The 25,708-nt window shown below is 61.9% G+C and carries 20 protein-coding genes; 15 read left to right on the top strand and 5 right to left on the bottom strand.

The genetic code is table 11. The features are described from left to right. Positions 1–95: 95 nt before the first annotated feature. Positions 96–1,244, top strand: coding sequence for a pyridoxal phosphate-dependent aminotransferase (locus tag MESOP_RS23180; RefSeq protein WP_013895757.1), 1,149 nt, complete (start codon positions 96–98; stop codon positions 1,242–1,244). Positions 1,245–1,248: 4 nt separating this feature from the next. Continuing rightward, complete coding sequence (locus MESOP_RS23175; protein ID WP_013895756.1) at positions 1,249–2,214, top strand: glutaminase; 966 nt, start codon at positions 1,249–1,251, stop codon at positions 2,212–2,214. Positions 2,215–2,317: 103 nt separating this feature from the next. Here MESOP_RS23175 and MESOP_RS23170 read toward each other — a convergent pair whose 3' ends face one another. After that, the gene (locus MESOP_RS23170) at positions 2,318–5,326 is read right to left on the bottom strand and encodes a ribonuclease E/G (protein ID WP_013895755.1); all 3,009 of its coding nucleotides are present in this window, start codon (positions 5,324–5,326) and stop codon (positions 2,318–2,320) included. 651 nt (positions 5,327–5,977) lie between these two features. On the opposite strand from MESOP_RS23170, the gene MESOP_RS23165 reads away from it, so the two are divergent. The 5 genes from MESOP_RS23165 (at position 5,978) to MESOP_RS23145 (ending at position 12,323) form a co-directional block, all read left to right on the top strand. Further along, a complete protein-coding gene (locus MESOP_RS23165; protein WP_013895754.1) occupies positions 5,978–7,237 on the top strand; it encodes an N-acetylmuramoyl-L-alanine amidase in 1,260 nt (419 codons plus the stop codon). A 213-nt stretch (positions 7,238–7,450) separates the two neighbouring features. Next, a complete protein-coding gene (locus MESOP_RS23160) occupies positions 7,451–9,895 on the top strand; it encodes a penicillin-binding protein 1A (RefSeq protein ID WP_013895753.1) in 2,445 nt (814 codons plus the stop codon). 150 nt (positions 9,896–10,045) lie between these two features. Next, positions 10,046–11,177 (top strand): peptide chain release factor 2 gene (gene prfB / locus MESOP_RS23155; RefSeq protein WP_150111225.1). Its coding sequence is split into 2 segments (ribosomal slippage): positions 10,046–10,111 and positions 10,113–11,177, totalling 1,131 coding nucleotides; the frame shifts between segments, so codons are not numbered across the junction. A gap of 33 nt (positions 11,178–11,210) precedes the next feature. Then, positions 11,211–11,633 (top strand): GFA family protein, encoded by a 423-nt coding sequence (locus MESOP_RS23150; RefSeq protein ID WP_013895751.1) that lies wholly within the window; start codon positions 11,211–11,213, stop codon positions 11,631–11,633. A 312-nt stretch (positions 11,634–11,945) separates the two neighbouring features. After that, positions 11,946–12,323, top strand: a complete 378-nt coding sequence (locus MESOP_RS23145) for a hypothetical protein (protein ID WP_013895750.1) — start codon at positions 11,946–11,948, stop codon at positions 12,321–12,323. A 76-nt stretch (positions 12,324–12,399) separates the two neighbouring features. On the opposite strand, the gene MESOP_RS23140 is transcribed toward MESOP_RS23145, so the two are convergent. Continuing rightward, positions 12,400–13,269 carry an NmrA/HSCARG family protein gene (locus tag MESOP_RS23140; protein ID WP_013895749.1) on the bottom strand — a complete coding sequence of 290 codons (870 nt, stop codon included), beginning with the start codon at positions 13,267–13,269 and terminating at the stop codon, positions 12,400–12,402. 104 nt (positions 13,270–13,373) lie between these two features. Between MESOP_RS23140 and MESOP_RS23135 the strand changes: the two genes are divergently transcribed. The 4 genes from MESOP_RS23135 (at position 13,374) to MESOP_RS23120 (ending at position 16,390) form a co-directional block, all read left to right on the top strand. Further along, on the top strand, positions 13,374–14,264 hold the full coding sequence (locus MESOP_RS23135; protein ID WP_013895748.1) for a LysR family transcriptional regulator: 891 nt from the start codon (positions 13,374–13,376) through the stop codon (positions 14,262–14,264). Between the two features lie 106 nt (positions 14,265–14,370). Continuing rightward, complete coding sequence (locus MESOP_RS23130; RefSeq protein ID WP_013895747.1) at positions 14,371–14,739, top strand: GFA family protein; 369 nt, start codon at positions 14,371–14,373, stop codon at positions 14,737–14,739. Between the two features lie 154 nt (positions 14,740–14,893). Beyond that, entirely contained in the window at positions 14,894–15,544 is a 651-nt protein-coding gene (locus MESOP_RS23125; protein WP_013895746.1) for a YiaD family glycine zipper/OmpA-like lipoprotein, read from the top strand. Positions 15,545–15,784: 240 nt separating this feature from the next. After that, on the top strand, positions 15,785–16,390 hold the full coding sequence (locus MESOP_RS23120; RefSeq protein WP_013895745.1) for a hypothetical protein: 606 nt from the start codon (positions 15,785–15,787) through the stop codon (positions 16,388–16,390). An 84-nt stretch (positions 16,391–16,474) separates the two neighbouring features. Here MESOP_RS23120 and MESOP_RS23115 read toward each other — a convergent pair whose 3' ends face one another. From MESOP_RS23115 to glf, 3 genes are all read right to left on the bottom strand, one after another. Next, a complete protein-coding gene (locus tag MESOP_RS23115) occupies positions 16,475–18,085 on the bottom strand; it encodes a DEAD/DEAH box helicase (protein ID WP_041164249.1) in 1,611 nt (536 codons plus the stop codon). A 192-nt stretch (positions 18,086–18,277) separates the two neighbouring features. Then, positions 18,278–19,051 (bottom strand): NAD kinase, encoded by a 774-nt coding sequence (locus MESOP_RS23110; protein WP_041164248.1) that lies wholly within the window; start codon positions 19,049–19,051, stop codon positions 18,278–18,280. A gap of 582 nt (positions 19,052–19,633) precedes the next feature. Further along, complete coding sequence (gene glf / locus MESOP_RS23105; protein ID WP_013895742.1) at positions 19,634–20,818, bottom strand: UDP-galactopyranose mutase; 1,185 nt, start codon at positions 20,816–20,818, stop codon at positions 19,634–19,636. Between the two features lie 249 nt (positions 20,819–21,067). Here glf and MESOP_RS23100 point away from each other — a divergent pair, with 249 nt between their 5' ends. From MESOP_RS23100 to MESOP_RS23085, 4 genes are all read left to right on the top strand, one after another. After that, positions 21,068–21,991, top strand: coding sequence for a hypothetical protein (locus MESOP_RS23100; RefSeq protein WP_013895741.1), 924 nt, complete (start codon positions 21,068–21,070; stop codon positions 21,989–21,991). Between the two features lie 361 nt (positions 21,992–22,352). Further along, a complete protein-coding gene (locus tag MESOP_RS23095) occupies positions 22,353–23,387 on the top strand; it encodes an extracellular solute-binding protein (RefSeq protein ID WP_013895740.1) in 1,035 nt (344 codons plus the stop codon). Positions 23,388–23,497: 110 nt separating this feature from the next. Then, the gene (locus MESOP_RS23090) at positions 23,498–24,925 is read left to right on the top strand and encodes an amidase (protein ID WP_013895739.1); all 1,428 of its coding nucleotides are present in this window, start codon (positions 23,498–23,500) and stop codon (positions 24,923–24,925) included. 48 nt (positions 24,926–24,973) lie between these two features. Beyond that, complete coding sequence (locus tag MESOP_RS23085) at positions 24,974–25,690, top strand: TetR/AcrR family transcriptional regulator (RefSeq protein ID WP_245264951.1); 717 nt, start codon at positions 24,974–24,976, stop codon at positions 25,688–25,690. The last annotated feature ends 18 nt before the right edge of the window (positions 25,691–25,708 follow it).

Here is a 25,708-nt window from a genome sequence, read left to right as displayed (position 1 = left end):
AAAACTTCCTCAACTTGTGATCCTCACACCAATCGGGCATTTGTGCGGCGTATGCGTCCAGGGCATGCCGTGCTCAACCGTCGGGATAGGATAAAATGGTCGTTTCGCTCTCACGCCGTGGCAATGTCGAGCCGTTCCACGCCATGGATGTGCTGGCTGAAGCCAACCGGCTGAAGGCCCAGGGCGCGCCGGTGATCTCCATGGCGGTCGGCCAGCCATCCGATCCGGCGCCCGCACGGGTTCGCGCCGCGGCGGCCAAGGCCCTGCAGGAAGGCCGCATCGGCTACACCGACGCGCTGGGTCTGGCCGGTTTGCGCAAGGCGATCGCCGGGCATTACGCGGATCACTACGGGCTCGATGTCGAGCCGGGGCGGATCGCGGTAACCACCGGATCGTCGGCCGCCTTCAATCTCGCCTTCCTGGCGATGTTCGATCCGGGCGACCGCGTTGCTATCGCCGCGCCCGGTTACCCCGCCTATCGCAACATCATGGCGGCGCTCGGCATCGATGTCGTCGAGATCGAGCTCGGCGAGGCGGCCTATCTGCATGCCGGCCATCTAGAGGCGGCGCATCGCCAGAAGCCGCTGAAGGGCGTCCTGTTTGCAAGTCCGGCCAACCCGACCGGCGCCGTCATTCCGGCCGACGAACTGTCGGCGCTGATCAGCACGGCGGAGGCGCTCGGCATCGCCGTCATTTCCGACGAGATCTACCACCGGCTGGCCTATGGCGCCCCCGACACCACGGCGCTCGCCTTCGGTGACAGCGTGACGGTGATCAACTCGTTCTCGAAATATTATTGCATGACCGGCTGGCGTATCGGCTGGATGGTGCTGCCCGAGGAGCTGGTGCGGCCGGTCGAGCGCATCGCCCAGAGCCTCTACATCTCGCCACCGGAGCTGTCGCAGATCGCCGCGATCGAGGCCTTTGCCGCGACGGAGGAACTGGAGGCGGTCAAAGGCCGCTATGCCTGGAATCGCGAGCTGCTGATGAAACGTTTGCCCGAGCTCGGCTTTCCGCTGGCGGCGCCCATGGATGGTGCCTTCTATGCCTTTTGCGATGTCACCCGGCACAGCAACGACAGCATGGCGTTCGCGCGCAAGATGCTGGCGGAAGCCCATGTGGCGGCGACGCCCGGCCGCGACTTCGATACCCAGGCGGGGCACCGCACGATGCGGTTTTCCTATGCCGGCAGCCATGACGACATGGTCGAGGCCATGGCGCGCCTCGAACGCTGGTTGAGGTAGCGCCATGCCGGAACTCGAACAGGCCCCCAAACTTGATCAGGCCCCCAAACTTGATCAGGCATTGGCCGAGGTCGCCGCCGAAATGGCCGAGCGCACCGATCGCGGCGACGTCGCGACCTACATTCCCCAGCTGGGCAAGGTCGATCCGAGGAAATTCGGCATTGCCGCCGTCACCAATGACGGCCGCGTGCTGGTGGCGGGCGATGCCGACCAGCCGTTCTCGATCCAGAGCATCTCGAAGGTCTTCACCTTGACCCTGGCGCTCGGCAATGTCGGCGATGCACTGTGGAAGCGGGTGGGGCGCGAGCCGTCCGGCAATCCGTTCAACTCCATCGTACAGCTCGAGCACGAGAACGGCATTCCGCGCAATCCGTTCATCAATGCCGGCGCCATCGTCATTTCCGACATCCTGCTCGCCGGCCACCAGCCGCGCGAGGCGATTGGCGAGATCCTGCGTTTCATACAGTTCCTGGCCGACGACGAGACCATCATCATCGACCGCGAGGTGGCGGCCTCCGAGCGCGCCACCGGCTATCGCAACTTTGCGCTCGCCAACTATATGAAATCCTTCGGCAATCTCCATCATGCACCGGAGCTTGCGCTAGGCGTTTATTTCCATCACTGCGCCATCGCCATGAGTTGCCGGCAACTGGCGATGGCCGGCCGCTTCCTCGCCAATGGCGGCAAGAACCCGGCGACGGGGCATTCCGTGGTGTCGGCCGAGCGGGCGCGGCGCATCGGCGCCATGATGCTGACCTGCGGCCATTATGACGGCTCCGGCGATTTTGCCTTCCGCGTCGGCATTCCCGGCAAGAGCGGCGTCGGCGGCGGCATATTGGGCATCGTGCCGGGTGTCGCCTCGCTTGCCGTCTGGTCGCCCGGCCTCAATGCCAACGGCAACTCCAAGCTCGGTTCGATCGCACTGGAAAAGCTGGCCAGGATGATGAACTGGTCGATCTTCGCGCCTTAGCGTTTCCCGCCCTATCGGAATGCCGGGTATGAAAAATCCCGCGCCATCTTTTCGATCGCGCGGGATTTTCTTGTCAGAACATCAGCTCAACGAGCTGAAAAGCTTAGAAAAAGCCCTTCCGCTGCCACCAACCGGCACGCTTCGGCTTTTCTTCGGTCTTGGCCTCATCGGCGACGCTCGAAGAAACCACTGGCACGACCGGAGTATCCGCAGCCACCGCCTTGCGCCGCGACGGGCGGGCCTTCGCCGGCTCCTCTTCGGCAACGGACGGCTCGGCAACGACGTTCGCATCGTCCACAGGAGCGGGCTCGACGGCAGCTTCCGGATCTGCCTCGGTCACCGCCTCGGCGGGGACTTCGGCTGCGGCCTTCTTTGCCCTTGAAGCACGCTTCTTCTTCGGCTTTTCGGCTGGAGCGTCGTCGTTCGCCGGTGCAGAAGCCGCGGTTTCTTCAACCGCTACGGGCTCGCTAGCGACCGTCTCAGCTTCAGCGGCATCGATCACCGAGGCGTCGGCGGCTTCGCCGGCCTCGGCCTCGGTCTCGCCTTCACCGTCCTCGCGACGATTGCGCTTGCCGCCGCGCTTGCCGCGCCGGCGCTTCTTGCCCTGGCTGTCATCGGAAGCCTGTACCGCCTCGTCGGACGCGCTGGCGGAGATCGCAACGGCATCGTCCGTTTCGGTGTCGTCATTGTCCGCCTCATGTACCGATTCGGCGAAATCGCCGGCCGGTGCGGAGATGGACGAGCCGTCCGTCGGGGCGCCATGTTCGCGGTCGCGATCCTTGCCGCCACGCCGTCTGCGGCGCTTGCGGCGCTTGCGGTCGCGGCCTTCGCCGTCCTCGCCCGACCTCGGCTCGCCCGTCCTGGGTTCGCCAGACCTTGGCTCACCCGACCTTGGCTCACCCGACCTTGGCTCACCCGACCTGGGCTGCTGGTGCTGCGATGGCTGGGCGTGCCTTGGCTGCTCGGCCTGAGCCGGTGCTTCCTCGTCTTCCTCGATGACGACCTCGTCCTCGGGTTCTTCCGGCTCGACATAGGCCGGCAGGCTGCGCAACTCGACAAAGCCTTCGGGCTTTTCGGCCAGCGCGCCGCGGAAGATCGCATAGTGCTGGGCGCCAACCGCATCGTCGGCCTCGATGGTGATGGTCAGGCCGAAGCGGCTTTCGAGTTCCACCAGCGTGCCGCGCTTGTGGTTGAGCACGTAGAGTGCGGTCGCCGCCGGCGTGCGTACCGTGATGTGGCTGCGCGAATCCTTGAGCAGGAATTCCTCGATCGCCCGCACCACCATCAGCGCGACCGAAGAATCGGAGCGCACATGGCCGGTGCCGCCGCAATGCGGGCAGGGCTTCATGGTCGATTCCAGCACGCTGGCGCGGATGCGCTGGCGCGACATTTCCATCAGGCCGAAATGCGAGATGCGGCCGACCTGGATGCGCGCACGGTCGTTCTTGAGGTGATCCTTCAACCGCTTTTCGACGGAGCGGTTGTTGCGGTTCTCCTCCATGTCGATGAAGTCGATGACGATCAGGCCGGCAAGGTCGCGCAGCCGGAGCTGACGCGCGACTTCCTCGGCCGCTTCCAGATTGGTGTGGAGCGCCGTATCCTCGATCGAGTGCTCCTTGGTGGAGCGGCCCGAATTGACGTCGATGGCGACCAGCGCTTCGGTCTGGTTGATGATGATGTAGCCGCCGCTCTTCAGCGTCACCTGCGGCTGCAACATGCGGTCGAGCTGCGCCTCGATGCCGTTGCGCACGAAGATCGGCGTCGTGTCGCGGAACGGCTGAACCACCTTGGCGTGGCTCGGCATCAGCATGCGCATGAAGTCCTTGGCCTCGCGGTAGCCTTCGTCGCCGGAGACGAGAATCTCGTCGATATCCTTGTTGTAGAGGTCGCGCACCGAGCGCTTGATCAGGCTGCCTTCCTCATAGACGAGGGCAGGGGCGGTGGACTGAAGCGTGAGATTGCGCACGTTCTCCCAAAGCCGCATCAGATATTCGTAGTCGCGCTTGATCTCGGCTTTGGTGCGGCTTTCGCCGGCGGTGCGCAGGATGACGCCCATGCCTTGCGGCACTTCGAGATCGGCAACGACCTCCTTGAGGCGCTTGCGGTCGACCGCGCTGGTGATCTTGCGGGAAATGCCGCCGCCGCGCGCCGTGTTCGGCATCAGCACGGAATAGCGACCGGCAAGCGACAGGTAGGTGGTGAGTGCGGCGCCCTTGTTGCCGCGCTCTTCCTTGACGACCTGCACCAAAAGGATCTGCCGGCGCTTGATCACTTCCTGGATCTTGTACTGGCGGCGCACCGGCTTGCGGCGGTTGCGCACTTCTTCCAGCGCATCTTCGGCGCCGACCGATTCGATCTCATGATCGTCCGGATGCGAGGACGACACCTCTTCGAGCATGCCGCGATCATTGTCGGCGGAGGTGGCCTCGCTGCCCTGGTCCGCCTGCGAGACGGGCTCGGAAATCACATCGGCTTCGACGGAGGCGGCGATCGAGGTGGGGCCGCCTTCGCGGGCTTCGCTTTCCTCCTGCTCGGCAGAAGCCTCGTCATGCGAGGATGCGTCGGCATCGGCCGACGTATCCGCCGCGTGTTCGACGGTCTCGGAAACGTTGGAGGTGTCCTCGGCGACGGCATCGGCGCCATTGTCGCCGTTTTCTCTTGCCTCGCCAGCGGCTTCGTTTGCCTCGCCGGATTCGGCTCCGCCTGCATCGCGCGGGTGCTCGCCGCGGTCGCGGCTCTTGCCGCCGCGCCGGCGTCCACGCCGGCCGCGATCGCGGCTCTGGCGATCCTCGCCTTCGCTATCCTCGTTCTCCTCGTCCTCGGCCTCCTGCGCTTCCGCGCGCAGCAGCGCCTGACGGTCGGCGACCGGGATCTGGTAGTAATCGGGATGTATTTCACTGAAGGCGAGAAAACCGTGACGGTTGCCGCCATATTCGACAAAGGCTGCCTGAAGGGAAGGTTCGACGCGCGTTACGCGGGCGAGATAGATGTTTCCTTTGAGCTGCTTCTTGTCCTGAGATTCAAAGTCGAATTCTTCGATACGGTTACCGCGTACGACGACAACTCGTGTTTCCTCCGGGTGGGAGGCGTCTATCAGCATTTTGTTGGGCATTATTTCGTTTCCCCCCGGCAGCCGTCAGCCGCAGCTGGCGGGGCAAAGCCCGCTGCTGTGTGTCTGGATGAATATGGGTGCCGGATAATTGAACGTCCGCCGGACGCTGCCTGCGTGTCATGGCGGTGCCGCCCGCTGCCATATTGGCGCGGTTTGATGCGGACCTTTCCATGATTGCGCTTGAAGCCATCGTCACCAGCAGAACCTTTGAACCAAAGCCCGGAAACCGGACCAGCTTGTTTGCTCGTACAGAGCCGGCGCGGGAACAAACCCGGCCGTTTTCCTCACGCAGGCGATTCCCCCGCCACGGGCGCACACCTGCGAAATTCGTCGCGATCACCTGAAGCCTTTTCGCGTGAAGCGAAAGGAGCCGCCTTTCATCTGACCCTGTAGCAGGAAGCTGCGGAGGAGGGCGGTTCCAGGATTGCAGTGATCCACTATCGCTTTTATGATTTGGCGGGGTGGAAGGCAACCCCGATTTCCGATGCCGGCAAAAAGCAGTTCCGTAGCGTAAACCTGGCTCCAGCCCTGCATGAAAAGGCTTGGTTAACCTTCTCTGGATACCAATCGTTAATCGAGTTCGCGGCCTAACCGGCACTTCGACGAAACGAGCGGGCGCCGGGCGCCAAACCGGGAGCGACTGGAAGAGAGATGGGACTGGCAGACCTCGCAGACAAGGGATGTCGTGTCGGCGGCCGGATTCTCGGCGCCTTCTGTCTCGTGCTGCTGGTGGTTTGTTCCCCCCTTTCCTCAGTCGCCAATGCCGCCGATGCGCCGCTGGTGGCGAAAGGCTACAAGATGGCGGGCGATGCCACCAAGATGCGCATCGTCATGGAATTCGATCGCGAGCCTGACATCAAATGGTTCCTGCTGCGTGCTCCCAATCGTCTGGTCATCGACCTGGCGAACACCAGACTGGCCATCGATGCTAAGGATCTGAAGCCGCGCGGTCTGGTCAGGGGCGTGCGCCTGGGCGAACTCGGCGACGGCGTTTCGCGGCTGATCCTCACCGGCAAGGGGCCGTTCGCCGTCGATAAGCTCGATGTGCTCAAGGACGAGGACGGCACCGGCTACCGCATAGCCATCGACATGTCGGCGGCCTCCGCGCGCGAGTTCGATGCAGCCCTTGCCAACCAGGCGCTGACCACCGGCTCCACGGTTTCGACCGACAAGGGCGGGCGGGTCGGCACCGGGCCCGTCTCCAATCCCGGGCACCGCTTCACGGTCGTCATCGATCCCGGTCACGGCGGCGTCGATGGCGGCGCCGAGGGCCTGAACGGCACCATCGAGAAGAACGTCACGCTCGCCTTCGCCACGGAGTTGCGCGACAAGCTCGCCGCGGCCGGCAAATACGATGTCTTCATGACCCGCGACAGCGATGAATATTTGCGCCTGGACGACCGAGTCCGCATTGCGCGGCAGCATGAGGCCGATCTGCTGATTTCGATCCACGCCGACACCATCAGCGTCAAGGGCATCCGCGGCGCCACCGTCTATACGGTTTCCGACAAGGCGTCGGATCCCGAGGCGCAGGCGCTGGCCGACCGTGAAAATCTCTCCGACCAGTTCGCCGGCATGGTGATCAAGGACGATAAGAAGGAGGTGACGGACATCCTGATCGACCTGATCCGCCGCGAGACGCACACCTTTTCAATGAGTTTCGCCCACACATTGGTCGGCCAGCTTTCGACCAGCGTCGGCCTCATCAACAATCCGCAGCGTTCCGCTGGGTTCAAGGTGCTGAAGGCGCCAGACGTGCCATCGGTGCTGGTCGAACTCGGCTATCTCTCGAACGCCAAGGACGAGGCGCAGCTGCTCAACGCCGATTGGCGCGACAAAGCCGCGCAAAGCATCACCAACGCCGTCGCGCTTTTTGCTTCCGCCCGTGCCGGAACCGGAACCGGAGGCTAATATGCCTGGCCACGCCTGCAACCAGAGGCGGCGTTGCTGTATGACAACACCCGATGCCTTTATTTCCAGCACGCGGCCACGAAACAAGGCCTTGCCGTATTTTGTCCACATGGCGGCGACATGGGTTTTCGATTACGGTTTGGGCCCGGCACGAAAGCTTGCGCGGAAGGCGGCTTCGTTTAGGAAATTCCCGAACCAAGGACTGGAGCGGGTATGATTCGTCTCATTGGCTATTTCTTCGGCATCGGCACGACGCTGGCCCTTCTGGTCGCGGCGGGCGTTGCGATTTACATCGGCCATGTGGCAAAGGATCTGCCTGACTACGAAGTGCTGGCCAAATACGAACCGCCGGTGACCACCCGCATCCATGCCTCGGATGGCTCTCTGATGGCGGAATATGCGCGCGAACGGCGCCTGTATTTGCCGATTCAGGCGATCCCCGATCGCGTCAAGGCTGCCTTCCTGTCCGCCGAGGATAAGAATTTCTACAATCACCCTGGCGTGGACATAACGGGATTGGGCCGGGCGGCGCTCACTTACCTTTCGGGTGGACCGATGCAGGGCGGTTCGACGATCACCCAGCAGGTTGCCAAGAACTTCCTCCTGACCAACGAGCGCTCCCTGGAACGCAAGGTCAAGGAGGCCATCCTTTCGTTTCGCATCGAACAGGCCTATTCCAAGGATCGCATCCTTGAACTCTATCTCAATGAGATTTTCTTTGGCTTCAACGCCTACGGTGTCGCTGGCGCCGCGCTGACCTATTTCGACAAGTCGGTGAACGAATTGACCGTGGCCGAGGCCGCTTATCTGGCATCGCTGCCGAAAGGCCCAGCCAACTACAATCCCTTCAAACATGCCGATCGGGCGCTTGAGCGGCGAAACTGGGTCATCGGCCAGATGGTCGAGAACGGTTACGTGACTCCCGAAGAGGGTGCGAAAGCGAAGGCCGAGCCACTTGGCGTTGCCCCGCGCCGCACCGGCTCCTACCTTTTCGCCGGCGAGTATTTCACGGAAGAGGTTCGCCGGCAGATCATCGCCCGTTACGGCGAGAACGCGCTCTATGAGGGCGGCCTGTCCATTCGCACCACCCTCGACCCGAAGGTCCAGCTCATTGCCCGCAAGGCGATGCAGAACGGTTTGATGAAATACGACACGCTGCGCGGCTATCGCGGGCCGGTGAAGACAATCGACGTGTCCGGCGACTGGGGCGCCTCGCTGGGCGCCGTCAAGGGGCTGGAGGACGTTCCCGAATGGTCGCTTGCCGTCGTGCTCGACAGTTCGGCGACTGGATTGTCGATCGGCCTGCAGCCCGCACGCCAGGCGTCGGGCGAGATCGTCAAGGAACGCGTCGAAGGCACCGTCAGCAAGGACGACATGGGTTTCGCCATGCGCCATTTGGTCGATGGCAAGACAGTCAGGGCCAAATCACCGGCCGACGTGCTGAAGCCAGGCGACGTCATCTTCGTGCAGAAGAACGAAGGCTCCGACAACACCTACAGCCTGCGCCAGGTTCCCGAGGTGGAGGGTGGCCTGATCGCCATGGATCCGCACACCGGCCGCGTACTGGCCATGGTCGGCGGCTTCTCTTATTCGCAGTCGGAATTCAACCGCGCCACCCAGGCGATGCGTCAGCCGGGCTCCTCATTCAAGCCGATCGTCTATTCGGCCGCGCTCGACAATGGCTACACGCCGGCCTCGGTGATCATGGACGGACCGATCACCATCCAGAGCGGCAACACGACATGGACGCCGAAGAATTATGACGGCACCGTCGCCGGTCCGGCGACGCTGCGCTCCGGCATCGAGAAGTCGCGCAACCTGATGACCGTGCGGCTTGCCAACGACATGGGTATGAAGCTCGTCGTTGAATATGCCGAGCGCTTCGGCGTCTACGATCATCTGGCGCCGTATCTGCCGATGGCGCTTGGCTCTGGCGAGACCACCGTCATGCGCATGGTTTCGGCCTATTCGATCATGGCCAATGGCGGCAAGTCGATCAAACCGTCGCTGATCGACCGCATCCAGGATCGCTACGGCAAGACGGTGTTCAAGCAGGATGAACGTGGCTGTGAAAGCTGCAATGCGCCTGAATGGAAGAACCAGCCGGAGCCGGAACTGGTCGACAATTCCGAGCAGGTTCTCGATCCGATGACCGCCTACCAGATCACGTCGATGATGGAAGGCGTCGTCCAGCGCGGCACCGGCGCCACCATCGGTGAGCTCGGCCGCCACATTGCCGGCAAGACCGGCACCACCAACGACGAAAAGGACGCCTGGTTCATCGGTTACACGCCGAACCTCGTGGTCGGCCTCTACATGGGCTACGACACGCCGCGCGGCCTTGGCCATGGCGCCACCGGCGGCGGTCTCGCGGCCCCGATCTTTAAGGATTTCATGCGCGTGGCGCTGGACGGCACGCCCAATGTCGACTTCAAGGTTCCCGATGGCATGAACCTGATCGCCATCAACCGCAAGACCGGCATGCGGGCGGCATCGGGCGATCCGGGCACCATCGTCGAGGCCTTCAAGCCGGGCACCGGCCCCGCCGACAGCTATTGGGTGATCGGCATGGGCGCCGACGGCTCCAATGCCTCCGGCGGCGCCTTGTCGCCACAGGCCAACCAGGCCATCCAGGACGGCGGCGGCGGACTCTACTAACGGGTCCGGTCGTCGGCACGGCTGGCCTTGGGGTTGGCCCTGGGGCCGGCCTATTCGCTTTGCACATGTTCGCTTTACACATGGCGGCGGCGTCCCTATGTATCGCGCCGACCGAAGTGTCACTTCAGCAACAGGACAAAATACCAGGCCATGCGCGCGGAAACGCAGAATATTGTCGACGAGATCAGGCAGGCGATAACCCTGCTGAGGAGGCATCTTTGACTGGGATCAGGCCATAAAGCGGCTTGAATACCTGAACGTTCGCGCCGAGGACGCCAGCCTATGGAACGAACCGCTGGAGGCGCAGAAGCTGATGCGCGAGCGCCAGGGCCTCGAGGAAGGCATTGCATCGGTCAAGGGTCTGACGCAGGCGCTGGAGGACAATATCGGCCTGATCGAGCTCGGCGAGGAAGAGGGCGACGAAGGCGTCATCGCCGAGGCCGAGGCAGCGCTCCGCTCCATGCAGGGCGAGGCGAAAGCCCGCCAGGTCGAGACACTGCTGTCGGGCGAAGCCGACGCCAACGACACCTATCTCGAAGTCCACGCAGGCGCGGGCGGCACCGAAAGCCAGGACTGGGCCTCGATGCTTTTGCGCATGTACACGCGCTGGGCCGAGCGCCGCCGCTTCAAGGTCGAGGTGCTGGAAGTGCATGACGGCGAAGAAGCAGGCATCAAGTCCGCGACTTTGCTGATCAAGGGCCACAATGCCTATGGCTGGCTGAAGACGGAATCCGGCGTCCATCGCCTGGTGCGCATTTCGCCCTATGACAGCAATGCGCGCCGGCACACCTCCTTCGCCAGCGTCTGGGTCTATCCGGTCATCGACGACACGATCGAGATCGACGTGTCCGAATCCGACGTCCGCATCGACACCTATCGCTCGTCGGGCTCGGGCGGCCAGCACGTCAACACAACCGATTCGGCCGTGCGCATCACCCATATCGCCACGGGTATCGCGGTTGCCTGCCAGGCCGAGCGTTCGCAGCACAAGAATAAGGCCAAGGCTTGGGAGATGCTGCGCTCGCGCCTCTATGAGGAGGAGCTGAAGAAGCGCGAAGCCGTTGCCAACGCGACCGAAGCGTCCAAGAGCGATATCGGCTGGGGCCACCAGATCCGCTCCTACGTGCTGCAGCCCTATCAGCTGGTGAAGGACCTCCGTACCGGTGTCGAAAGCACCAGCCCTTCCAGTGTACTCGATGGCGACCTCGACGATTTCATGGAGGCTTCGCTGTCGCAACGCATCGAGGGCGGTGCGGGTGAAGTGGTGGCGGATCTGGATTAGAGCAGCCACTTGAACGACGGAGCTGAACCGACGATGGCACGCAGGCTCTCGGGAAAATGCCTCTGCGGAGCAGTGCGCTACGACGTCGCCGACGAATTCGTCTACGCGGCCAACTGCCACTGCTCGAATTGCCGGCGAACCACCGGTTCGGCCTTCAAACCTTTTGCCGGGATCGAGCGGGACAAGTTGGCCCTCGTCAAGGGCGAGGACAAGCTCCTGATCTTCGGCGATCAAAGCGGCGCTCATGACGCCCACTGCGGACTGTGCGGCTCATTGCTCTATTCGCTTGTCCGCGAAGGAGCCTTTTTCCATGTGCCGATGGGAACCCTTGTCGACGATCCTTCCATCCGTCCGACCGCGCACATTTTCGTCGGCTCCAAGGCGGGCTGGTTCGACATCACCGACGACCTGCCGCAATATCAAGAGCACGTGATCGTCGGCTCCGACGCTCGATAGGCTGGAACCGATTCGGACCAATCGCCGTTATTTCGATGCTCGCCCGTTATTCGAAACTCGTATGCCGGGAGTGGAACCTGGCCTGAATCTCGTCAGCAATTGCAGAGGGTTGGCGCCTGCACGGCGATATCGCCGATAGCAGCAGCTTCTTGCGCCTACCAGGGAATCAGCCCAGCATCCAAAGGCTGGGAGAGAAAAAGCATTTATGGCCGGACGCGGCATATCTGCGACCTGACGATCCGGCCACTGGGAAGACACGTTCCGGGAACGGGCAAGCGAAACGCTTGATGCTCGTTTGAAAGGAACGTTTCCATGTCTGCTGCCACATTCCGATCGGCCAGAGCCGTTCAACCGGCTGGCCGACTTATGTTTTCCCTGCTCGCCATCGGTGCGCTCGCGATACTTACGCCAGCTGCTTTTGCCCATGACGCCAAGCCCACGGCGGCAAAGCCGCAAGGCTGGAGTTATCCATTCGCTTGCTGTGCCAACTATGATTGTCGTGCCACACACACCGGGGAAGTGCTGGAGAAGCCCGAAGGCTATGTGATCGCCGGCACCGGCGAGGTCGTTCCCATGACAGACAAGCGCATCAAGGACAGCCCTGACGGCGAGTTTCACTGGTGCGCTCATCAAGGCGGTCTCGATGCCGGCAGGACGATCTGCCTGTTCGTCCCGCCGCGCTCATTTTAGGTTGTGACAAATGCATCGGAAGACCAGCCATCGTTCCACAACCTTGCTGAGATGGCTGGCCTGTGACGCTGTTGCCTCACGCGGAGGCCGCGACTGCTGAGGCGAAGTCGCGATATGGGCGCAGTGGGCGGCCCAGAAGCGCGGTCAGGCGCTCGACGTCGCCGGCTTCCGGCAGCATCCCGTCGGTGAAGAAGCGCTCGCCCATCAAGCGCATGTCGTAAGCCATCCAGGCGGGCAGGAACTGCTTGAGGTTTTGCTCGAAGCCCTCTGTGTTGTCGCCGCTATAGTTTATCGGCCGGGCAAGCACGTCTGACCAGATTGCGGCGATATCCGTCCCGGTCAGTGTCTGCGGACCGACGAGGTTGATCCGTTCGATCGCAAGTGGCTCCGCGGACTGTTCGCGGCGCAACAGCTCAAGGGCGGCGATTTCGGCGATATCACGGGCGTCGATCATGGCAAGACCCTTCGTGCCGATCGGCATTGGGTAGGTGCCGTAGCCGGTGATGGTGTCTTCGACCATCAGATCGTTCTGGATGAAGTAGGCCGGGCGCAAGATCGTGGCCTTGAAGTCCATCTGCTCGATCATCCGTTCGACGCCGAACTTGCCGGCGAAGTGCGGCACGTTCACGTAGACGTCAGCGTGGATCACCGACAGATAGACGATCCGCTCGATGCCGGCCGATCGGGCGACGTTCAGCGCGACCAAAGCTTGGGTGAACTCGTCCGGTACCACGGCGTTCAGGAGGAACAGAGTGGAAACTCCAGACATGGCTTTGCGCAGCGAATCGACATCGAGAAAGTCGCCTTGCACGACGGATACGCCTGCCGGGAAGCTGGCTTTCGACGGATCGCGGACGAGGGCACGTACATCGGCGTTGCGCTTGACGAGGTGGTCGACGACTTGGCGCCCAATGTTGCCCGTGGCGCCGGTAACGAGAATGGTCATGAAATTTCTCCTGTTGGGGTGCTTGACGCCTCCCATATGTGTGGCTCACAAAGCGCCAAACAGGCGGAAAATTTAGACGCATCGTCTCACTGGTGGAACACGCCATGGATCTTCTTGCCCTCGCGGATTTCAATCTCGTTGCCCGCCATGCTGGCTTCGGCAAGGCGGCAAGGGCCACTGGCCGGCCCAAGGCAACGCTGTCCCGGCGCGTTGGAGAGTTGGAAAGCAGTCTTGATCTGCGCCTGTTTGAACGGGGCGCGCGTGACTTGAAGCTGACCGAGGAAGGACGGGCCCTCTTCGAGCGGACGGGGACGTTGCTTGCCGAACTGGACGAGACGGCGGCGGCGATTGCCTCGGGCGGTCAGAGACCCAAGGGCAGATTACGGATCAGTGCACCTCTCCATTTTTCTCAGACCGCAATGGGGAGGATAGCCGCGGGATTTGCCGTTAAGTATCCGGAGGTTAGGCTGGAGGTCACGACCGAGGATCGGTATGTGGACATGATCGAGGAAGGTTATGACCTGGCAATTCGAGTCAATCCAGATCCCGACGAAGGCCTGGTCGGACGGGCGTTTCTGCGCGACCGTCTGGTCGTGGTGGCAAGCCCCGGCCTTCCTCGCACGACAGATGGACTCGCCGCTCCTAGCGTTGCCCGCGGCCCAGGCGATCGGCAAACATGGCACGTGAAGACACAAGCTGGCCGCTCGACGATTACAGTCGAGCCTGTCCTCACGCTGTCAACGCTCATCATGGTCCGGGACGCGGTGCGAGCCGGCGTCGGTGCGGGACGGCTTCCCATTTCATTGGTGACCCACGACTTGGCTGACGGCACATTGGTGAATTGGGGAGATATCGACGGCCCCGAGATCTCTCTATGGGCGCTCTACCCATCTCGGCGGCTGCTCAGTGCGCGCGTATCGGCGTTCTTGGACTTCCTGAAACAGGCTTTCCCAAATGGGACGCCGGACGAACTGGCCGCCTATATTGGCAGGTGAAGGCCGAGGTTGCCTTCAGCCGTAGCCTGCTGACGGACAGTTGTCAGCATCGCTTCTTTATGGTGCCCTGTTGCAGGGGCGGCGGCCAACGGAGAGGTGATGTTTCATGACCATCAAGGGAAGCTGCCACTGCAAGGCGACAATGTTCGAGGTCTCGCAGGCCCCACAAACGGTGACGCAATGCACCTGTTCGTTCTGCTCGAAGCGCGGTTCGCTGTGGGCCTACTACATCCCCTCGCAGTTCAAGCTCATCACGCCGCCGAACAAGGTTTCCTTCTATCAGTGGGGATCGAAAACCGTAAAACATGGGTTTTGCGCCATCTGCGGCTGCGGCACTTTCACCGAAACACCGGACTGGTCCACCGGCGAGCCGGATTTTGACAATCCGAAGATCAGCGTCAATTCACGGCTGTTCGATGATTTCGATCTCGACAAGGTCGAAGTGGTGGTCATTGACGGCAAGAATCTCTGGTAGCCAGCCAACACGGTTCGTTACCCGACCGGCTCCAGGGAAAAAGCCGTTGCAGGCGATTTTTCCCGTTCCGCTTTTCGCCGCATTTCATGGTACAAGTCGCGGCAAGGGCTGATTTGGCGCCGTCGAAAAGGCGCGACTTGGAGAGGGACCATCTATGAAGAAGACCGTGCTCGTCGTCGTGGCGACGGCTTTGCTCGTGAGCGCCTGCACCACCACGGATCCATATACGGGCGACCAGAAGATTTCCAACACGGCCGCGGGTGCCGGTCTTGGTGCCTTGGCGGGTGCCAGCCTCGGTCTGCTTGCCGGCGGCAATGACCGTCGCAATGCGCTGATCGGCGCCGGCATCGGCGCGCTGGCCGGCGGCGCTATCGGCGCCACGATGGATCAGAACGAGGCGGAGTTGCGTCGGCAGCTCGAGGGCACCGGCGTCAGCGTCACCCGCAGCGGCGACCAGATCATCCTCAACATGCCGTCCGACATCACCTTCAATTCGGATCAGGATGCGGTGAAGCCGGGCTTCTACCAGGTGCTGAACTCGGTTGCGCTGGTGCTGAAGAAGTTCAAGCAGACCACGGTCGACGTTTTCGGCCACACCGATTCGACCGGTGGCGACCAGCACAATTTCGATCTGTCCCAGCGTCGTGCGCTGGCGGTCGCCAATTATCTGGCCGGCCAAGGCGTCGATCAGCGCCGCTTCGCCGTCACCGGCTTCGGCAAGACGCGTCCGGTCGCCTCCAATGCGACGTCCGAGGGCCGCGCCCAGAACCGCCGCGTCGAGATACAGCTTTCGCCGCTCACCTGATCTGTCCGGCAAGCGCCCCGACCTGTTCGGCAAGCCAAAACAAAACGGCTCCCACGCGGAGCCGTTTTGTCTAAGTGCGCGCTCTATTTTAGCGATTTCTAATAAATTTCTTTCCCGCGACCATGGAAAGGAATATCATCCTCGCTGTTCCGGAGGGGATGAGGCGGTACAATCGGCCGCGCAATCAGCATTTTTCCGCCTCGGTCTTGCACGGCCAGATCAGAAGTCTGGGAGGAATGCATGACAAGAACAGCCACCCTTGGGCGCTGCGGCGTCCTTGCTTTGACAGGCATTGCAACTTTATGGCTGGGCCTCGCCGCGGCGAGGGCCGAGGACGCCAACAAGGCCGACATCGATGCCTTGAAAAAATCGCTCGCCAAATATGAGGATTACACCGCCGCCGTCCGCGACCTCTATCTGTCGACGGTCGGCTGCGTCTACTACAGCGGAGAAAAGATAGCGGGCTCGATGGATTACCCGAAGGGCGCCATGGGCATCCATTTCGTCAATGTCCCGAGTGTCGGCCAGAAACTCGACCCGATGAAGCCCAACGTCCTGATCTACGAGCCGACCAAGAAAGGCCTGAAGTTGGTCGGTGTGGAATGGCTGGTGCCGCTGACGCCGGACGTCAAAGCGCCGCCGAAGCTGTTTGGACAGACCTTCATGGGCCCGATGGAGGGGCACTATCCGCTCATCCCGAGGGAGTTCGTCCACTATGACCTTCACGCCTGGCTGACGGACAATCCGAACGGCATGTTCAGTCCGACGAACCCGAAGGTGAAATGCAACAAGGCCGAGTTTCCGATGCTGGAGAAACCGACCAAGATGATGCCAGGCCCGATGTAGCAGGCACGCCAAGCCGAGGCCCGTCGATATCCATCGGTGCGTCTACCGAGGGCAAGCCGGATCGCTGGCTTGCCCGCCCGGGAATCAGACCTTGGCGACGATTCGCATGAAGGCCGGCATGTCGTCGCCGAAGCCGACGGTGGCGTCGTTGTCTTCCTGGTGGCGTTGACGGCCAGGGCGGTTGTTGTCGCCGCGCTGCGGCCTTGTATCACCGCGTTCCGGTGCGCGCTCATTGCGATCGGAGGATTTACGCTCGGTGTTTTCCGAACGGATTGCATCCTTGCGCGCGCGCCGTTCGACAACGTCGGCGACCGGCGTCTCTGCTGCGTCGGACTGCTCGTGCTGCTGGGCAACCACGGCCGGCGCGTCTTCTTCGCTGTGTCTGGCGCGACGTTCGCCGCCCTTCTTACGCTCGCCCCCGTCCTTGCGCTCGCCCCTGTCCTTACGGTCGTCATCTTTGCGGCCGGCACGGCGCGGTGCGCCTTTGCCACGGCGCGGCGCGTCGTCCTCGCCTTCGCTGGCGACCACCGTCGACAGATCGCCGTCATGCCACTCGATCTTGGTGCCGATCAGCCGCTCGATGGCGTCGATATACTTGGTGTCGGATTTGGTCGCGATGGTGAAGGACTTGCCCGAGCGCCCGGCGCGGCCGGTACGGCCGATGCGGTGGACATAGTCCTCGGCATGGATCGGGACGTCATAGTTGAAGACGTGGCTGACATCGGGGATGTCGAGGCCGCGCGCGGCAACGTCCGAAGCGACGAGGTAGCGCAGCTTGCCATCACGGAAATTGGCCAGCATCTGCATGCGGGCGCGCTGGTCCATGTCGCCATGCAGCGCACCGGCGTCGAAATCATACTTCAGCAGCGAGCGGAACAGTTCCGACACCTCGACCTTGCGGTTGCAGAAGATGATGGCGTTCTTCAGTTCGGCATCTTCGGCCTTGATCAGGTTGCGCAGCGTCTCGCGCTTGTCCCAGGGTTTCGAGCCCGACTTGACCAGCCGCTGGATGATATTGGTTGCGGCCGACGCGGCCTTGGAGACCTCGACGCGCACCGGCGCGTGCAGGAATTTTTCGGTAAGCTTGGTGATTTCCGGCGGCATCGTCGCCGAGAAGAACAGCGTCTGCCGGGTGAACGGGATCATCTCGCAGATGCGTTCGATATCGGGGATAAAGCCCATGTCGAGCATGCGGTCGGCCTCGTCGATGACGAGGATTTCGACGCCGTTGAGCAAGAGCTTGCCACGTTCGCGGTGGTCGAGCAGGCGGCCGGGCGTCGCGATCAGCACGTCGGCGCCACGCTCCAGCTTCTTGTCCTGTTCGTCGAACGACACGCCGCCGATCAGGAGCGCGATGTTGAGCTTGTGATTCTTGCCGTACTTGATGAAGTTTTCCTCGACCTGCGCGGCAAGCTCACGCGTCGGTTCCAGGATCAGTGTGCGCGGCATTCGGGCACGCGCGCGGCCCTTTTCCAGCCGGGTCAGCATCGGCAGCACGAAGGAAGCCGTCTTGCCGGTGCCGGTCTGGGCAATGCCCAGCACGTCCTTGCCGAGCAAGGCGTGCGGAATGGCGCCAGCCTGGATCGGAGTCGGCTGCGTGTAGCCGGCATCGGTAACTGCGGAAAGCACCTTCGGCGACAGGCCGAGGTCTGAAAAGGTCAACGCTTCTTGAGCGGTCGTGGTGTCTGAGGACAAGTGTTGCTGTCTTTGGCTGGTTCGGGGAAGCGCAACGTTGTTCGTCGCGGCAAGCGCCACGCGCCTGCAAGATTGGTATTGCGATTAGGCGCAAGCCCGCGATTTGTCAACAGAAACGGGCGGGATTGGCGCGATTGTGAAGTCGTAACCTTAATCGCGATGCTTAATCCGGCTGCTTGTGTCTGTGCCGGCTCAATACCGGAACTGTTCGGCCAGGATGCGCTCGTTCCAGGAGTGGTTGGGATCGAACAGCAAGGTCGCCGTCGCAGTCGGCGACTCCCGCACCGTCACGGTGGTCACCGCCTTGACCTCCGTGTGGTCGGCGGCGGCGTTCACCGGCCGCTTTTCCGGCTCCAGAATGTCGAAGCGCACGGTCGCCTTGTTGGAGAGCAATGCACCGCGCCAGCGGCGTGGACGGAACGGGCTGACCGGGGTCAGCGCCAGAAGCGGCGCATCGAGCGGCAGGATCGGGCCGTGCGCGGAGAGATTGTAGGCCGTGGATCCGGCCGGCGTCGCGATCATGACGCCATCGCAATTCAACTCTTCAAGCCGTATCTGATCATCGATGCTGATGCGAATCTTGGCCGTCTGATAGGATTGGCGCCACAGCGCCACTTCGTTGATCGCCAGAGCCGAGACCGTTTCGCCTTCCGAGGTGACGGCCAGCATCTCCAGCGGGCGGATCGTTTCGGCGACCGCTGCCGCGATGCGCTCGGTGAGCCCGCCGGAACGGTACTCGTTCATCAAGAACCCGATGGTGCCACGGTTCATGCCGTACACCTTCTTTCCCGTCCCCATCGTGTCGCGCAAGGTCTGCAGCAGGAAGCCGTCGCCGCCCAGGGCCACGACAACCCCTGCATCCGCGACTGGACATTGGCCATAGCGCGCCGACAGGCTTTCCAGCGCCGCCTTGGCGTCTGCTGTGTCGGACGAGACGAAGGCGATGCTGTTGGCGGCTGTGCTCATGGCTTCCCGATCGCGACCGATTGGCGGCAGTTCCGACCGCGCCAACGCCGGGGTAGCATGGGGCGGGCAGGTCTGCAAAGAGAGCCATTGTGTCGGCCGGCAAAGCGATCGTGCCACGGTCTGCCGAGGCCGGCCGGTCGCGGTTGATGTCAAGGCACCAACGAATGTGATGGTTAAGGCCGGCCGTAACCTCTCGTAAAGCTGGATCGATCATGTTAGCCGGCATGGGTGGCGTGGGGCGCCCGCAGCATTGCCGGATCCTTCGGGACATCAAAAGGACGCTGCGGCACTTTTGATCTGTGCGCATGATCCCTCGAGAATATCTGATGTTCGGGGATGTGCGCGCCAACCAGACGAGGCCGACATATTGCCGGTAGCACGCCTGATCATCGTTTTTGTCATCCTGGGAAGCTTTGCGCTGGTCTTCGCCGCGCTGGTTCGCCAGTCGGAAGAAATGAGCAACAGACCAGTGCCCACCGCATCTCGCTGTGGCGATGCCGCCGGAATGCCTTGCCCGCAAAGGGCGGAGCTGTAAGCCGTACGGCCCTTCATTCCGATCGTGAAGCCGTTGCGATCGTGAGATCATGCCGATCGCGGAAGTGAATCGAGCTTGCCTGTGAAATGGGGGGCAAAGACGGTTTCGAAGGCCTTGAGGGCCGCGCCGATCGCCTGGTGCATGTCGAGATACCGGTAGGTGCCCAGCCGTCCCCCCAGATGCAGGTTTTTCTCGGCCGCCGCCCTTTCGAGGTAACGACGGTAGATCGCTTGGTCCTTGCGTGTGTCGATTGGATAGTAAGGTTCGTCGGCGCGGCCGGCGAAACGGGAATACTCGCGGCCGATGAGTGTCTTGTCGCTTCCGTGCTGGCGTTCCGGATTGAAATGCCGGAATTCGACCACGCGGGTGTAGGGCACGGCTTCGTCGGCATAGTTCATGATCGCCGTGCCCTGATGATCCGGTGTGTTCACCACCTCCAGATCGATATCGATGGTCCGCCAGCCGAGTTCGCCCTCGCAATAGTCGAAATAGCGATCGATCGGGCCGGTATAGACGACCGGCAGGTCCTTCGGCAGCAGGGGCTTGATGTCGAAGAAGTCGACGCCAAGCCGTGTTTCGATGAGGTCGTGTGCAAGCATCTTTTCGAAGATCGCGGTGTAGCCATCCACGGGCTGACCCTGGAAACGGTCATTGAAATAGCCGTCCTCGAACGTGTAGCGGACCGGCAGGCGCGCGATGATCTGCGCCGGCAGTTCGCGCGGGTCCGTCTGCCATTGCTTGGCGGTGTAGCTCTTGATGAAGGCTTCATAGAGGGGACGGCCGACAAGGGAGATCGCCTTCTCCTCGAGATTGGCCGGCGGGCGGTCGCCAAGCTCCGCAGCCTGCTCGGCGATCATGCCGCGTGCCTCGTCCGGGCTCAGCCGCTTGCCGAAGAACTGGCAGATCGTGGCGAGGTTGATCGGCAGCGGATAGACCTTGTCGCGATAGGTCGAGAATGCGCGATGGCGATAGGACGTGAAGCCGGTGAAACCCTGCAGATAGTTCCAGACCTCCTCGTTGGAAGTGTGAAACAGATGCGGCCCGTAACGATGGATTTCGACGCCGGTGACGGGATCCTGCTCGGTATAGGCATTGCCGCCGATATGCGTGCGCCGATCGATCACCAGCACCCGCCGGCCGAGTTGGGTGGCGATACGCTCCGCCAGCGTCGCGCCGTAGAATCCCGCGCCGACGATCAGGATGTCGGCTTTGCTCAGCAGGTTCTTGTCCATTCGGCCGATCCATCCAGCGTTTGAAGTCCGTGCCTTATTGGCTGCTGCCGCTCACGACACAAGCGAAAAACGACATGGGGTTGAAGTGTTTGGAACACGAGGTGGCAGTCCGAATGGACAGAAATATTTTTTGGCAAGCTACATCAGCTTTGTTGTAGCCTGAAAGAAACTTCAGTATTCGACCACCTGATTTGTCATCGTTGGTCAATCGGCCGAGTAAACCATCGCCATCACAGGATTGTACGTTTCATGAAGCTGATCGTTGTGACTCCGGCAGGGCGCGAGAAATATCTTCGCTTGCTCAGCCATCACGTTTTGAAAAGCCCCGACGTGCACGAATGGCACCTGTGGGACAATTGCCGCAATGAAGCCGACCGCGCCTACCTTCAGCGGCTGGCCGCCTCCGATCCGCGATGCCGGATCAAGAAACTTCCACATGCCGATGGCGGGTTTAACGTCATCGGCGACTTCTATCGTTTTTGCGACGACGCCGAGGCTTTCTACCTGCGCCTCGACGACGATGTGGTTTTTGTCGAGGATGGCTTCTTTCAAAAGTTCATGACGAGGGTCATGGCCGAGAGAGGATCGGCCATCTGGTACGCGCCGTTGATCATCAACAACGCCATCTGCAATTCACTGATCAAGCAGCTTTCCAGGGTCCTGGTGGACGGGCCGCTGACTTGCCAGGCGTCATGCGAATTCTCCTGGGCTCATGCCAGCTTTCCACAGGCGCTTCATCCGGTCTTCATCGAGGCCGTCCGCGCCAACCGGCTTGATGACTTCCGCGTGCCGGACAGGGAGATCAGGCTGTCGCGCTTTTCGATCAACGCACTCGGCTTTTTCGGATCGGATATTGTCGGCCTGGGAGAGAGTTTCCATCCGCCGTCGGGCGATGAGGAGGAGTGGCTTTCGGCGACCTTGCCTACCAGACTGGACCGGCCGGGCAAGATATTTGGTGACCTGATCGTGGCGCATTTCAGCTTCTATCCGCAGGAACGCCAATTGCTGCGTACCAACATCCTCGATGGCTATTACGAACTCGCTGGCCTTGCTCCTCCGATCTACGAGAAGCCTCCAATCCGCCTGAGAGATCGGTTTAAGCAGTGGAGGAGAGGCCGGAAGGCGTCGACACCACCGCGCTATACGATCTCGCTTCCACCCGTAACAACCTGAAGGTCGCCGTCGAGCGTCCAGGCAACTTCTTGGCTGCGCCTGCCGGGACCTTGCATGGTCTCACCAGGTAAGCCAGGCCGTCCTTCAACCAGTCGCTGACGTCCCTTTGGAAATCGCTCGGGAAGGCAGCGGCCGCGCGTGGCAAAGCTTGTGAAAACATATTGACTGTATGGTTAGTTATAATTATTCCTGGCGTTAAGAGTTGGCCAGCCGGCATGCGCCGGTGAATGGCCGCGAAAAGGGGAATATCGTGTCGGCCATCCGGCCCGCAATCGGGGCGAAGGCGTCATCAGGCTTGTTCATCAGCAGGAAATGGACCTGAGGCGATACGCAGCCCGGTCCCAACAATGGGAGCACTCGCATGAACTGGAAATTGACCGCGGCAACCGTCGGGCTGTCGCTGCTCGCCGTAACCGGCGTCGCCCGCGCCGATGGCGAACTCAACATCTATAACTGGGGCAATTACACCAACCCGGACCTGATCAAGAAATTCGAGGAGACCTACAAGGTCAAGGTCACCGTCACCGACTATGATTCCAACGACACCGCATTGGCCAAGGTCCGCCAGGGCGCTTCCGGCTACGACATCGTCGTGCCCTCCGCCAGCGTCGTGCCGATCTGGATCAGCGAAAGCCTGCTGCTCGAAACCGATCCCAGCAAGATGGAGAATTTCAAGAACGTCGATCCCAGATGGGTAGACGTTCCCTTCGATCCGGGCCGCAAATATACCGTTCCGTGGCAGTGGGGCACGACAGGCATTTCGGTGAACAAGTCGGTCTATGCCGGCGACCCCAACACCTCGGCGCTCTTCCTCGATCCGCCGCCCGAGCTGGTCGGCAAGATCAACGTCGTCCCCGAAATGGGGGACATCATGTTCCTCGCCATCGCCTATGAAGGCGGCCAGTACTGCACCAACGACATGCAGGTGCTGAAGAAGGTCCACGACAAGCTGGTCGAGGCCAAGGCGAAATGGCTTTCGCTCGACTACGCGGCCGTCGACGGCCTGGGCAGGGGCGACATCGCCGCCGGTGTCAACTGGAACGGCATTTCGCTGCGGCAGAGACTGCAGAACGACAAGATCGTCTACGGCTATCCCAAGGAAGGCTTTCCGATCTGGATGGACAATGTCGCCGTGCTCAAGGACGCCAAGAATGTCGAGAATGCCAAGCTCTTCCAGAATTTCATCATGGACCCGAAGAACGCTGCTATGATCTCGGCCTTCGCGCGCTACGCGAACGGCATAAAAGGTTCGGAAGCCTTCATGCCTGACGACATGAAAAACGCACCCGAGGTCAATGTTCCGGCCGAATTCGCCGCCAAGGGCCAGTTCATGCCGGCCTGCCCATCGGATGTGCAGGCGCTCTACACGAAAATCTGGACAGACCTGCAGAAGTAGCGCCGCCGGCCGAACCCGACGAACAGCCACCGGACCGCAGCGCGCGGTCCTGCTACCCTCATATCCGACCTTGATGCCAGTGCGGTCTCGCGATCGCGGGGAGATTTCCGATGTCCGATCTCGACCTTTGCTACATGCCGGCCCATGAGGCACTGCGACTGTTCAAGGCGAAGAAACTGTCGCCCGTCGAATTGATGCGCGCCACGATCCGCCGTGCCGAAGCCACCAAATCGGCGATCAACTGCCTCACCTTCACGCATTTCGAGGAAGCGATGGGGCTGGCGGCCAAGGCCGAGGCGAAATATGCCAAGGACGCCCGCACCGGCGCGCTCGAGGGCCTGCCGATCGGCATCAAGGACGAGAGCTACATCAAGGGCAAGCCGACATCGCACGGCTCGCTGCTGTCGAAGGACACCATTGGCGGCCACACCTCGACGATGAACGAGCGCGTCATCAAGGCTGGCGGCATCGTCCATGCCCGCACGGCGACGCCCGAGTTCAGCTGTGCAGGCTACACCTGGTCGAAGCGCTGGGGCGTCACCCGCAACCCGTGGAACCGCGACTTCACGCCGGGCGGTTCGTCCGGCGGTTCGGCGGCCACGCTTGCCTCCGGTACGTCGTCGATCGCAACCGGCTCGGACATTGCCGGATCGATCCGCATTCCGGCCTCGGCCTGCGGCCTCGTCGGCTTCAAGCCGCCTTACGGGCGCAATCCGGACGAACCGCCGTTCAATCTCGACTTCTATTGCCACACCGGTCCGCTGGCGCGAAACGTCAGGGATGCGATCCTGCTGCAGAACGTCATGGCCGGACCGAGCCCGCTCGATATCGCCACGCTGCGCCCGAAGCTGCGTCTGCCGCTCGACTACAAGCCGATCAAGGGCTGGAGGATAGCCTTTTCCATGGATCTCGGATCGTTTGAAGTCGACCCTGACGTGCGCAAGAACACTCTTGCCGCCTGCGACGTGTTCCGCTCGCTCGGCGCCACCGTCGAGGAAGTCGACCTGGGCTGGGGGAATGATGTGCTCAAAGCCGGCATGGCCTACCTGGAGCATCTTTTCGGCGCATCGCTGTCGCAACTGCTCGGGAAGCACGGCAAGGACATGACCAGCTATGCCCGGCAGTTCGCCGAGGACGGACAAAAATCCAAGGCGACGGATTTTGTCGCAACGCTCGATGTGGCGGCCAAGATGTACCAGACGCTGGGTCCACTGCTGGAGGCCTATGACGTGCTGATCTGCCCGACCAACGCGCTTCCGGCGGTGCCGGCGGAGTTCGACCAGACCAGGGACAGGGTCGAGATCAATGGCAAAGAGGTGAACCCGTCGCTCGGCTGGGTGATGACGACGCCATTCAACATGATGAGCCGCTGCCCGGTTCTGTCCATACCTTCGGGGCATGCGGCCAGCGGCGTGCCGACAGGCATCCAGATCGTCGGCCGGACCTATAGCGATGCCGATGTCTTCCGGGCTGGGCTAGCCTATGAAACGGCCCGGGGGCAATGGTATGGAGACGCCGGGACACGCCCTTCGCTCTGAGTGACCTCTGGAGCGAGCGAAGTAACTATGCGGCTGGATATTTCCGCCGTGGGTCCGAAAGGCCTGACGAAAATGGCGCAACGCAAGGCAACCGCAAAGCCGGAGAAACGCAAGGCTGCGACGGCCAAGGGCAGGGGCGCGGCAAACGATGCCGCCCCCAAGGACCGTCGGCGCGAGCGCGGCGAAGCGAGCGTGCAGCGGATCATCGACGCCACGATCGAGCTCATCGCGGAGGAGGGCCTGGCGAGCGTCACCATGCAGCGCATCGCTGAACATGTCGGCTCGTCCAACGCGCTGGTCGTCTTTCACTTTCGGAGCAAGGAAAACCTGTTTCGGGCCGTCCTGCAGTATCTCAGCGATCGATATGACGAGCTGTGGGTGATGCTGGTGAGGGCGCCCGGCCTGTCGCCGGTCGAGAGGCTGCTGGGCGCCGTCGATTGCGCGCAGCGCTTCGCCCGGCAGCATCCGAAATGGGTTTCGGTCTTTGTCGTGTTCTCCAGCGACCGCAAGAGCATGCAGATCTACAATGAAATCGGCCTGCCGAGCGATCTCGCCTACACCGCCGAAGCACGCGAGCTGCTGATCGAGATTTCGCGCAGCGGTGGTTACACCGGCGTCGACATACACACCCTGTCGGAAAGCCTGAATTATCTGGTTCATGGCGCCTGGTACTGGGACCATCTGAACCCTTCCGGCCGTGACACCGATGTGCTGCGCAAAACCATGCTGCTGCTGCTGCATCAGGCATTTCCGCAACATTTTTGAACTGATGCGTTAAGGTCG

Source organism: Mesorhizobium opportunistum WSM2075 (genome assembly GCF_000176035.2).
GTDB lineage: Bacteria > Pseudomonadota > Alphaproteobacteria > Rhizobiales > Rhizobiaceae > Mesorhizobium > Mesorhizobium opportunistum.
This window is presented reverse-complemented; position numbering and strand designations above follow the sequence as displayed.